Origin of the sequence: Patiriisocius marinus (genome assembly GCF_008974325.1) — a bacterium.
Taxonomy (GTDB): Bacteria; Bacteroidota; Bacteroidia; order Flavobacteriales; family Flavobacteriaceae; genus Patiriisocius; species Patiriisocius marinus.
On sequence record NZ_BKCG01000008.1, the window covers coordinates 80747 to 92081 of the forward strand.

Annotated in this window: 16 protein-coding genes; 10 read left to right on the forward strand and 6 right to left on the reverse strand. The window is 32.0% G+C overall.

What is annotated here, in order from left to right; translation table 11 throughout:
* The first annotated feature begins 316 nt into the window (after window positions 1-316).
* From GBH57_RS16320 to GBH57_RS13165, 4 genes are all read left to right on the forward strand, one after another.
* Window positions 317-451, forward strand: coding sequence for a hypothetical protein (locus GBH57_RS16320; protein ID WP_262714262.1), 135 nt, complete (start codon window positions 317-319; stop codon window positions 449-451).
* Between the two features lie 10 nt (window positions 452-461).
* Window positions 462-926, forward strand: coding sequence for a hypothetical protein (locus GBH57_RS13155; protein WP_235904718.1), 465 nt, complete (start codon window positions 462-464; stop codon window positions 924-926).
* Window positions 927-1007: 81 nt separating this feature from the next.
* Window positions 1008-2207: an alanine dehydrogenase gene (locus tag GBH57_RS13160; protein WP_151674961.1), complete on the forward strand. Its 1200-nt coding sequence runs from the start codon at window positions 1008-1010 to the stop codon at window positions 2205-2207.
* 12 nt (window positions 2208-2219) lie between these two features.
* On the forward strand, window positions 2220-2594 hold the full coding sequence (locus GBH57_RS13165; protein WP_151674962.1) for a hypothetical protein: 375 nt from the start codon (window positions 2220-2222) through the stop codon (window positions 2592-2594).
* Window positions 2595-2599: 5 nt separating this feature from the next.
* On the opposite strand, the gene GBH57_RS13170 is transcribed toward GBH57_RS13165, so the two are convergent.
* Window positions 2600-3772, reverse strand: a complete 1173-nt coding sequence (locus GBH57_RS13170; protein WP_151674963.1) for a proline dehydrogenase family protein — start codon at window positions 3770-3772, stop codon at window positions 2600-2602.
* Between the two features lie 150 nt (window positions 3773-3922).
* On the opposite strand from GBH57_RS13170, the gene aroB reads away from it, so the two are divergent.
* Both aroB and GBH57_RS13180 read left to right on the forward strand, forming a co-directional pair.
* Window positions 3923-4993: a 3-dehydroquinate synthase gene (gene aroB, locus GBH57_RS13175; protein ID WP_151674964.1), complete on the forward strand. Its 1071-nt coding sequence runs from the start codon at window positions 3923-3925 to the stop codon at window positions 4991-4993.
* Between the two features lie 81 nt (window positions 4994-5074).
* Window positions 5075-5407: a hypothetical protein gene (locus tag GBH57_RS13180; RefSeq protein ID WP_151674965.1), complete on the forward strand. Its 333-nt coding sequence runs from the start codon at window positions 5075-5077 to the stop codon at window positions 5405-5407.
* Window positions 5408-5481: 74 nt separating this feature from the next.
* Here GBH57_RS13180 and GBH57_RS13185 read toward each other — a convergent pair whose 3' ends face one another.
* The 4 genes from GBH57_RS13185 to GBH57_RS13200 form a co-directional block, all read right to left on the reverse strand.
* On the reverse strand, window positions 5482-6030 hold the full coding sequence (locus tag GBH57_RS13185) for a type 1 glutamine amidotransferase domain-containing protein (protein ID WP_151674966.1): 549 nt from the start codon (window positions 6028-6030) through the stop codon (window positions 5482-5484).
* A 136-nt stretch (window positions 6031-6166) separates the two neighbouring features.
* The gene (locus tag GBH57_RS13190; protein ID WP_151674967.1) at window positions 6167-6685 is read right to left on the reverse strand and encodes a DinB family protein; all 519 of its coding nucleotides are present in this window, start codon (window positions 6683-6685) and stop codon (window positions 6167-6169) included.
* An 84-nt stretch (window positions 6686-6769) separates the two neighbouring features.
* Entirely contained in the window at window positions 6770-7246 is a 477-nt protein-coding gene (locus tag GBH57_RS13195; protein WP_151674968.1) for an Lrp/AsnC family transcriptional regulator, read from the reverse strand.
* A gap of 56 nt (window positions 7247-7302) precedes the next feature.
* Window positions 7303-8451, reverse strand: coding sequence for a M14 family zinc carboxypeptidase (locus GBH57_RS13200; RefSeq protein ID WP_151674969.1), 1149 nt, complete (start codon window positions 8449-8451; stop codon window positions 7303-7305).
* Window positions 8452-8733: 282 nt separating this feature from the next.
* Here GBH57_RS13200 and GBH57_RS13205 point away from each other — a divergent pair, with 282 nt between their 5' ends.
* From GBH57_RS13205 to GBH57_RS13220, 4 genes are read left to right on the forward strand one after another with little or no spacing between them, the layout of a single operon-like run.
* Window positions 8734-9213, forward strand: a complete 480-nt coding sequence (locus tag GBH57_RS13205; protein ID WP_151674970.1) for a helix-turn-helix domain-containing protein — start codon at window positions 8734-8736, stop codon at window positions 9211-9213.
* A gap of 48 nt (window positions 9214-9261) precedes the next feature.
* On the forward strand, window positions 9262-9654 hold the full coding sequence (locus tag GBH57_RS13210; RefSeq protein ID WP_151674971.1) for a DNA topoisomerase IV: 393 nt from the start codon (window positions 9262-9264) through the stop codon (window positions 9652-9654).
* Window positions 9651-10466, forward strand: a complete 816-nt coding sequence (locus tag GBH57_RS13215) for a VF530 family DNA-binding protein (protein ID WP_161596104.1) — start codon at window positions 9651-9653, stop codon at window positions 10464-10466. Before GBH57_RS13210 ends, GBH57_RS13215 begins: the two co-directional genes overlap by 4 nt.
* Window positions 10467-10520: 54 nt before the next feature.
* Entirely contained in the window at window positions 10521-10904 is a 384-nt protein-coding gene (locus GBH57_RS13220) for a hypothetical protein (RefSeq protein ID WP_151674972.1), read from the forward strand.
* 1 nt (window position 10905) lies between these two features.
* Here GBH57_RS13220 and mscL read toward each other — a convergent pair whose 3' ends face one another.
* On the reverse strand, window positions 10906-11334 hold the full coding sequence (mscL, locus tag GBH57_RS13225) for a large-conductance mechanosensitive channel protein MscL (protein ID WP_151674973.1): 429 nt from the start codon (window positions 11332-11334) through the stop codon (window positions 10906-10908).
* Window position 11335: the final 1 nt, after the last annotated feature.

Consider the following 11335-nt stretch of genomic DNA (forward strand, 5'->3'; position numbering starts at 1 on the left):
TAGTATTTTTTTTTTAATAATAAATTAAGTTAAAGTATTATCTAAACATAACATTTAGATTTTCAATAACAATAAAATATATCGAAGAGATACATAAAACAAAATGCACGTGAAATAGATCCCTACAGTAAATACACATTTTAGTAATTCTTCTAACAAAACAGGTTAAATTGTACGATTTTTAAGTTAAATAACTTAATAACTAAAAAAACCTGACAATATACGACGAAGAAAGTTGGTTAAAATTTATTTTTTCGCTATAGATTTGTAGTATAAAACTTACAAACCTTAGTAGAAACTCACAAAAACCAAAATTATGAAAGTATTTAAAAATGTATGTATTGTAGCGATTTTATCAATGGGCTTATTCGCTTCTTGTACTCCAGAAAATCTTGAAAATGAACAACAAATCGACCCACATACCATCAAAGAAGTCCCTGCGAAAGGATAAAAAAAGCCTTTTGTACGGTGGGATAATTGTTTTATTAATTGCAATTAGCCCATATTTCTTTTATGTATATGAAAGTTTCCCAAGTGATTCACAAACTTGGGAAACTTCATTTTTTACAATAACTACGAGTTATGCTAATATTCAGGTATATTTTTGGTTTTTAACTGGAAAAATTGTTCCCATATACCTTCTATTGTTATGGTTTTTTACTTGTAAAAACTGGTGGCACTGGATCATTATGGCGCCATTATCTATTTATATATTTCAATTATGGTCTCTAGTAAACCAAAGTAGTAGTTTAGACGAAGTAGAGATATACTATATGTTTCCTGTTATGCTTGTTTTAGTACCTTGTGTTTACCTAATAAGAGCTAAAATATTTAATAATATTCAAGGTAACGATTTTGAAAAATTCGAAGAAGATTTAGGTAAAAAACGTTCTGTATGGGATCAAATTACTGATCTGTTTAGATAAAAAATATCAATTGCATATCTAAAAAATCATCTTTATTTAAAAAAAATAAATCCGTAACTTGGTGCTGTTAACACAACCACCATGACAAAACCAACATCCCCTTTTACTGCAGCACAGTTATTACCTCAAGAAGAAATGCTAGAGGTTGCAAAAAAAAGAGGTGATCTATATATAGGCTTACCAAAAGAAACTTACTTTCAGGAAAAAAGAATCTGTTTAACTCCAGATGCCGTTGCTGCTGTTGTAGCTAATGGCCATAAAGTTTTATTAGAATCTGGTGCAGGAGAAGAAGCAGGCTTTAGTGATAAAAATTATAGTGACGCTGGAGCACAAATCACCAACGATACAAAAAAAGTTTTTGGTTGCCCTATGATTTTAAAAGTGGAGCCGCCTACAATGGATGAACTTGAAATGATGAATCCAAAAACGGTTCTTATTTCAGCACTTCAATTAAAAACACGTCAAAAAAGTTATTTCCAAGCATTAAAACGTAAAAAAATAACCGCATTAGCATTTGAATTTATTAAAGATGAAGATCACTCATACCCTGCTGTAAAAGCACTTAGTGAAATAGCAGGAACAGCTTCCGTATTAATTGCAGCTGAGTTAATGGTGAATGCAAAAAAAGGTAAAGGACTTCTCTTCGGAAATATTAGCGGTGTACCACCAGTTGAAGTTGTAGTTATAGGCGCTGGGACTGTAGGACAATTTGCCATTAGATCTGCTATGGGATTAGGAGCTAACGTTAAAGTATTTGACAGCTCCATAACTAGACTCCGCAAATTGCAATCTAATTTAGGCTGTACTTTATACACCTCTACTATCCAACCAAAAAACCTTTTAAAATCTTTAAGACGATGCGATGTAGCTATTGGCGCTGTTCGAGGGGATAATCGATCTCCTATTATAGTTAGCGAACAAATGGTAGAAAAAATGAAAGAAGGAGCTGTAATTATTGATGTAAGTGTCGACATGGGAGGTTGTTTTGAAACTACCGAAATGACAAGTCACGATAAACCTACACATATTAAACACGGTGTTATTCATTATGGAGTTCCTAATATTCCGGCAAGATACCCTAGAACAGCCTCAATATCAATAAGTAATATATTTACACCTTACTTACTTGAAATAGCTGAATGCGGAGGTGTAGAACAAGCTATACGTTATGACCCAGGTCTCGCAAATGGTTTGTATTTTTACCGAGGAATTTTAACAAGTAAATCTATTAGTGATTGGTTCGATTTACCACACAGTGATATTAACTTGTTGATGTTTTAAAAATACTACTTAATGAATATAGCTAAACGTTTTGTTTTTTTCGGATTTGGATTTGTTATTGGACTTATCTTACTATTCTTCTTTTTAGGAGGAAAAAAGACAGGTTGCGATTATGGCCCAGAAGCAAGAGTTTTAAAAAACATTAGAATAAAGCCTAAAAGTTATAGCGAAGAGGCGCTAAAAACTTTAGCAATTAACGGATGGGATTCTACGGTAATAAACATCGCATTAAAAAAAGGTGATGTCTTGTTTTCAGAAGGTAATCGCGAATTAGATTCCTGTAAACAATATGTAATAGAACATACTTATAAGGAAAAACCTTTTAAAATGCTAATTGAAAACTGTGACTCAATAGCTAAAATACTTACCGTAGAAAGCTCAAATTAAGCAACTTATATTTTTCTACGCGCTTTTTCTTTTTTCAATAATGTAAGCTCTCTACTTGTTTGACCCGCAACCGAAGTATTTTCTTCAGCACGTCTAATCAAATACGGCATAACATCTTTTACAGGCCCAAAAGGCATATATTTGGCAACATTATAGCCCACTTGAGCCATATTGTAACTAATATGGTCACTCATACCATACAATTGGCCAAACCAAATTCTTTCGTCATTTTTAAACAACCCCTTTTCCTTAATAATTTCCATCGCTAGATAATTACTAGCTTCATTATGAGTTCCTACAAAAATTGAAATATCCTCTAGATTATCAAGAATATAATTCATCACTTCGTTAAAGTTGTCGTCTGTAGCTTGTTTACTCTCACAAATAGGCGATGGATACCCTTTTTCTTTAGCGCGGTCATTTTCTTTTTCCATGTAAGCACCACGTACCACTTTAAAACCTAATTTATAACCTCCAGCAATAGCTTTCTGATGTTGTTCTTTTAAATAATCTAAACGATCCCAACGATAGCACTGTAAAGTATTATAAACAATAGCCTTCTTTTTATTGTACTTAGCCATCATTTGCTCACACAAATCATCAGCCGCATCTTGCATCCAGCTTTCTTCTCCATCAATCAACAAAGCAATATCTGAAGCTAATCCTGTTGAACAAACAGTATCAAAACGCTTCACTATTCTATCCCACTCTTCTTTTTCAGCTTCAGATAAAGACTCTTTTTCTGTGACTTTTTGCCATATTTTAAAACGCCCAAAACCAGTAGGTTTAAAAACCGAAAATGGCATTGCATCTTTATGGTCAGCAAATTTTGTCAAGTTAACAACCATTTCCATAGTAGCATCAAAATGAGACTCGTCCTCTTTGCCTTCAACTGAATAATCTAAAACTGAATGTACTCCCGCAGTATAAAGGCTATCAACCACAGGCATACAATCCTGCTCATTAACGCCTCCACAAAAATGATCGAACACAGTAGAACGTATCAAACCTTCTACTGGCAAATGCATATTTAATGCAAATTTGGTTGCTGCTGTTCCTATGCGAACCAACGGCTCTTTTGAAATCATCTTAAAAAGAAAATATGCGCGTTCAAGCTCGCTATCACTTTTTAAAGAAAAAGCAATTTCAGTATTATCAAAAAGAGTATTCGATACCATATAATATATAATTGAGTATCGCAAATATAAATAGTTTTAGGTGCGTTAAAAACAAGAAATCCTCTAAATTTGACTTCGGAAACATTAAATAATTAACCTATTGGTATTCAAGATTAACCATCCATAAATCAATAAAATTTCGGTTATAAAATGAAATACATCATTAAAGAAAAAGGATCTGTTTATTGTAATGGAAATGTGTGGCAAAAACTTCAAGAGCTTTTGGATGATTTAAATCCCACAAAAATTTTTATACTCACTGACGAGAACACATCTAAATATTGTTTAAAACATGTCTTGCAACATATTAATTTTAACAATCCTCCACTACAATTAACTGTACCCGCTGGAGAACATTATAAAACTATCGAAACTTGCTTAAAACTCTGGGAAGATCTTTCTGAAAAAGGTGCTGACCGAAGTAGTTTATTGATCAGCTTAGGTGGTGGAATGATAACTGATCTAGGTGGATTTGTTGCCTCTACTTTTAAACGTGGTATATCATTTATAAATATACCAACCTCAATGCTTGCTATGGTTGATGCATCTATTGGAGGCAAAAACGGTGTTGATTTAGGTGTTTTAAAAAATCAAGTTGGTGTTATTAATAATGCCCACTCAGTTATTATTGACACTCACTTTTTAAAAACACTCCCTTCTAACGAATTAACTTCTGGCTATGCCGAAATGCTCAAACATGGTCTTATTTATTCTAAAGATTATTGGGAATCCTTGAAAAGTTTTGATGTTGAAAATGTTCCAGCTACTGAAGAAGCTATTTGGAAATCAATTCAGATTAAGAATGAAATTGTAACCGTAGACCCAACTGAGCAAAATGAGCGTAAAGCATTAAATTTTGGGCATACTTTAGGTCACGCAATCGAATCGTATTGCCTAGAACATAACGAAAAAACTACACTTTTACATGGCGAAGCAATTGCCATTGGAATGATATTAACCTGTTATATTTCTAAGGAGCTACTACAATTCCCTCTTTTAGATTGCAAAGAGGTTTCAAGCGTAATTTTAAAACATTTTCCTAAAGTTGAATTTTCAAATGAGGAAATAAATGCAATTATTGAGCTATTAAAGTATGATAAAAAGAATAAAAATGGTAATATCTACTTTGTACTTTTAAACGCTTTTGGCTCAATTAAAACAAATTGCATTGTTCGCAATGAACTAATAAAAGAAGCATTCGATTTTTATAAAACTTTTTAAAAAAATCTTTTGTGTATTTGTTTTTTTACTAGCTTAGCTTAACGAACAAGCGCATGATTTTTAACGTAAAAGACTTTTCCTATGAAACGAATCATAGTAGATTTTAAAAAATTGACTCCAGAAATACTTTCTCTTCTTGTAGAAAAATACCCCGATGGTTACGACGATGACGCCGTAATAAGATTCAAAAATGCAAAAAACGAGACTGTTGAAGCTGTTGAAGTTAGAACAGACGATACTATTTATCTTGTAAAAGTTAGCACTAAACTTGAAGTTTCAATGGCTAATTATGATGAAGATGATTATGATGACGATGAGCTAACTGACACGATTGCAGATATTGCAGACAAAAAATTTAAAGAAGCTGAGGAACTAGGTGAAGAAATGGATGATCCCGATGAAAATTTCGATTAATAGTTAATCATTCACATTAAACAAAAAAAAAAGAGACCCATAAAAGGTCTCTTTTTTTTAAATAAATTCTAAAATTATACTCCTTGCATTTCGTGCTTACCTTCTTTAATCTCTTCAATCAATTTTGAATTAAATGCTGGTAAATCATCTGGATTTCTACTTGTTACAAATCCGTTTTCACAAACTACTTCTTCATCAACCCAATTTGCTCCTGCATTTATTAAATCGTCTTTAATAGATGCAAATGAAGTCATTTTACGCCCTTTTACAACATCTGCTGAGATAAGTGTCCAAGGTGCATGACAAATTGCAGCTACAGGCTTGTGTTGCTTAAAAAAATCTCTAACAAAAGTTAAAGCATCTTCGTTTCGTCTCAGCTTATCTGGATTAATAACGCCTCCAGGTAAAACTAAAGCATTGTAATCTGATGCAGAAACAGTATCAAGTGTTTCATTTACATCATATTCATTACTCCAATTTCCATCGCTCCACGATTTAATTTTTCCTTTTTGCTCACTCACAATATCGACAGTAAAACCTTCTGCTTCCATTGCTTTTTTTGGTGAAGATAGTTCTGATTCCTCAAATCCATTTGTTGCTAAAATTGCAATTCTCTTTTTCATAATCGTTCTATTTTTAATATTTGTTATACCCCAAAATTACTAATGAAGAGTGATAACCAAAAAGATTCGATTATAAGGTTTTACTAAAAATTGTTAAGGAAATTTAAAGACATACAATTAGATAAATTGTTTAAAACTATTTAATATAGCGTTCTTTTAGAATATTACAGTGATGTATTTCGTGACCACTTATAATAAACCCTGCTGCCGCAACAGACAATGGTCCACCGCTTGCAGTTCCTTTATTAGTCATGACCTCGCTATTAAGAGAACTATAAAAATATATTGTTGCTGTTCTCGTAGCAATATATTCTTTAAGTAAGGAATCCATTGTTCTATCTGAAGCATTTGAGTTTAAAACAAAAACATCTTGATCAAATCCTGGAAGTACAGCATCTTGAGATCTAGCAAAAGTTAATGCTCTGTAAGCAAATACTCGCTCAGTGTCTATTAAGTGTAGTAAAATTTCCTTGGGAGTCCATTTACCTTCATCATATCTATAATCATAAATAGCTACAGGTAGATCTTCGAAAAGTTTTGTTACGGATAACATTCCGTCACCAAGGGTTTCTAACAAATCAGTATTATCTGCTAGGGCTATATATTGTGAGTAATAGGGTAAGTAATCTGTTGATTGTAATTCTTCTTTTTTCATGTGCTGTTAGTTGAGAGTTTTTCTCAAATATAAAAAACCACTTACCCGAAAGCAAGTGGTTTAAATTATAGATAAAAAAAGTTATTAAAAAGCTCTAAATATAGAATGCATTAAGCGCTTTTTATCATTAATACTTTCTTCTAATGATATCATTGTTTCAGTTCTAGTAACTCCCTCAATATCATCTATTAAATAGATAATCTCCTTTGCATGTGAGGTGTCTTTTGCACGAATTTTACAGAAAATATTAAACTTCCCTGTTGTGACGTGTGCAACTGTTACAAACGGTATTTCGTTTATTCTTTCTAAAACAAATTGGGTTTGAGAGGTTTTTTGAAGATATATACCAACGTAAGCAATAAAAGAATACCCTAGTTTTTTATAATCCAATTTTAATGAAGATCCTGTAATAATCCCAGCTTCTTCCATTTTCTTAACTCTTACATGAACTGTACCGGCAGAAATACCATGTTTCTTAGCGATATCAGTAAATGGAGTTCTCGTATTTTCAATAAGCATATCTAGGATGCTCTGGTCTGTTGTATCTAATTTAAATTTCATCTTATATTTTGTCACAAAAGTACTGCACTTTTAATAATATATTGTAAGAAATACTATTAATAAATTGAGTTTTTATGCGTTTCATCGAAAATAGACTCAATTTTCTGACCAATATGATACGATTCTTGCGAATTTATCAAAACACGATTACCCTGTAAATCAAATATTTTGTGACCATATATTTTTTGATTGTTAGATATACTATCTACAATCAATTGAAATTCAACTACATTTTCATTTAACACCTCTTTAAATTGACAACCAACTGTACCTAGTTTCCCCTTTTCAAGCAATACATTTATTAAAACTATATCATTAAAGTTCTTTTCGTTTTCTGGAAGATGAAAATAGTTTTTCATCGCTTTATCGAGGGAAATATTTTCAGAAGCACTTAACAGAATTCCAACAAGGGCTAAAAAAACATAATACCTAGATGAATCTCGACTATAATCGTCACCTAAATGACCTGCTTCAACTAATATTGTAGGGGTCTCTAAAGCTGTAAATGAATCTCCCACACAATTAATATTAAATGAATCATCAAAACGACCAATATTATTAGGAATTTCTATTTCCAATAACTGCACTGCCCTATTTATATAACCAATCGCTATTTTTCTAGCTAAAGTTATTTTGCGTGACTTTTCAGCAGCAGGTGCTAAAAATGAAATAGTCGCAGGGTTACCATTTGCAAAACCAAAAATGCTACGCTGGTCATGTAAATTAAGACATAAATTTGGTTTTATAGAATCAAAACAGCCTCTTAATAATAAACTTTCTCTTTGAGTTTGTAATTGTGCATCTCTATTAAGATCAATTTTATTAAAATTTTCGCGTGTATTTAAAATTGCTCCATCAGGATTTAAGATTGGAATTACAAAAAATGTATGCGTTTTTAAAAATAAATCAATTTCAGATTTATAGATTTCTTTAGAATTTAAAAATTTTAAAAAATCAAAAACACCCTTCGTCGTGGTACTTTCGTTTCCATGCATTTGAGACCAAGCTAACACTTTTTTTGATCCATTTCCAATTTTCAAAATTGGAATTTCTAGACCATTTTCTGAGAGTCCAAGTATTTCAATTTTGGCTATTTCCTGTAAATCTTTTAGGAGTAAATCGAGATGATTTAAAGTTATATATCTACCAGAAATTCTCGATTCAAAATTTTTATTAAACCAGTTTTTGAGATGTTCATTTTTCATACGCTTGTAAAGGTAAACAATGAGTGGTTTACATTTGTAAACATCGTGTAATTTGCAAATTGTTTACTTTAGACAACAAAATACAACTGTATCAATGTAGTTTTCAATAATAATTTAACAAAAACCCAATATATGCATTTAATCTTTTTATTTTCAGCTAATTAAATAACTACATATAAAGTATAGGTTTATATTGTTTTTAGATTGTTTACAAGTAATATTGCAGTTGTTTACAAATGTAACTACCTTTGTGATAGAATTTCAACACAAAACAACGTTACGGTGGTAAACAGTGCACATTTTGCTAAAAGGCTTCAAAAAATCTTAGAATATTATGGACTTTCAGCTACTGCTTTTTCTGAAGAATTATCTTTTAACAGGTCTACTATTTCACACTTATTATCTGGAAGAAATAAGCCTAGTTTAGAATTTGTTATGAAAGTTTTAGAGCGATTTCCTGAGGTAGAATTACACTGGCTTTTGAACGGAAAAGGGACCTTCCCTACTTCTAAAAATGATGAAGAAAATATTGCAAAACTAAAAGAAGAAATCTTGAAGTTGAAGAAAAACCCACCTGTTCAAGTGGAGAAAATAGCTTCAGAAAAAGTGATTAGTGAAATTGAAAATCCATCACTACAGAATAATGAAACACAAGCCGCTTCACAAATTAAAATTTCCGAAGCATTTCAAAAAAACAATCCAATTGAGCGAATTGTAATTTTTTACACAAATGGTACTTTTAAAGAATATAAAAGTGAATAGCCATTGGAATCATCAGCTAAAAAGCGGAAATTTGTATAAAAATCAAATATGCGAATTACAGCTCTCCTTTTATTATTTTTAGTTGTTACTAGTTGCTATAGTCCTGAACGTGACTGTACGTCGTTTAAAACTGGGGTTTTTAAGTTTGAAGAACTCGTTGGTACTGAGTTAGTTTCATCTACAATTAGACGTAACGATTCTATTTCAATAGAAACTTATAACGCTGTAGTTGACACATTTTCAGTAAGATGGATAAATGATTGTGAGTATATAATGCGCAAATTGAATCCAAAAAATAAATATGACGAAGAAGCAGTACATTTTAAAATATTGACTACTACTAAGGATTCATATACCTTTGAATATAGGATGGTTGTTAAAAAAGAGAACAATCCTCGAAGAGTTGAAAAAGGTACCGTAACTAAAATTGGTGATATATGAATGATGAAAAAGCGTATTGGGACAACCGTTATGAAGAAGAAACTACTGGATGGGATTTAGGTGCTGTCTCACCCCCTTTGAAAGAGTATTTTGATCAACTTACCACTAAAGACATTGCCATACTTATACCTGGCGCAGGCAATGCATATGAAGCTGCCTATTTACATGATAATGGCTTTAGCAATGTCACCGTGGTAGATATTTCAGAAATACCACTTAACAATTTTAAAAAAAATCATCCTACATTTCCTTCTGAAAGATTAATACATCAAGATTTCTTCAAGCATAAAGGCGAGTACGATCTTATTATTGAACAGACATTTTTTTGTTCATTTAACCCATCAAGGATGAATCGTGTAAAGTACACTACCAAAATGCTTTCGCTTTTAAAACCAGATGGAAAATTAGTTGGGCTGTGGTTTAACATCCCTCTAGATGCTACTACCGAAAAACGCCCTTACGGTGGTACAAAAAAGGAATACCTCTCCTATTTTGCTCCTTCATTTGAAGTTCTCACATTTAAACCAGCACATAACTCATACATTGAACGTGATGGAAAAGAGTTTTTTGCAATATTAAAGAAACGAAATATAAAAAAACAACAGAACAACCCATTACACGGTATCACTTTAAAGCATATTCTAGAGCATTTAGTTGCCGTTTATGGTTGGGAACGTATGGATCAAGAGGTCAGAATAAATTGTTTTGCTATCAATCCTGCTATTAAATCTAGTTTGCGTTTTTTACGTAAAACACCTTGGGCAAGAGAAAAAGTAGAACGGTTATATTTAAAATCTTTAAAGGAAAAGTAAGCTTTTCTGCTCTATAAAATTCCACTATCCAAAAATACTCATCACCTTTGCACAATGACAGAATTAGAATTTTTACAAGCCGAAATATTCAAAGGATTAACAAACTTGAATAAAAAAGCTACCGAAGCGAAAGAATATAAATTTGATGAATCAGATTTCGCTACCATTTTAGAACGCGCTGAATACAACGGTCTAGGAATATATAATATCACTACGTGGCTAAAAAGAACGACTTTTGGCACTATTACTCACGCGGATCAATCTAAAAAAGCTACTGACTCTCGTTGGTATCATCGTGCATTTCTAACTATGAAAACACGACAAGAAGGCTTAACATATGCAGCTGACTTTAAAGTACCTGCTAAGTTACTCGCAAGGTTTTCTCCTGTAGCAGTGCCCGTAAAACCCGTTACTGAAGTTTCTACCGAAGAAGAATAATTTACTTTTTAGATTTCAACATAGCATTTTGTTCCTTCATCAGTTCTTCGATATTTGAAAGAATTTCAATGTTTTTAGGTGTTTCTACCGTTTTATTTTTAGGGTCTTGCGCCTTTTTCTTAAAACGGTTAATAAACTTAATGACTATAAATATGGTTAATGCAATAACTACAAAGTCAATTAACACCTCAATTAGTTCTCCATAACCTATTGCTACTTCTTTTGCCTCACCTACAGCTTGTTTTAAAACATATTTACGCTCAGCAATATTTACATCATCAGTAAGCAGCGACAGTGGTGGCATCACTACTTTTTTCACTAAAGTATTTACTACATTATTGAATGCCGTACCTATAATAATCCCGACAGCCATGTCGATCATATTCCCTTTTATAGCAAAATCTTTAAACTCTTCAATAAAGCTTTTCATA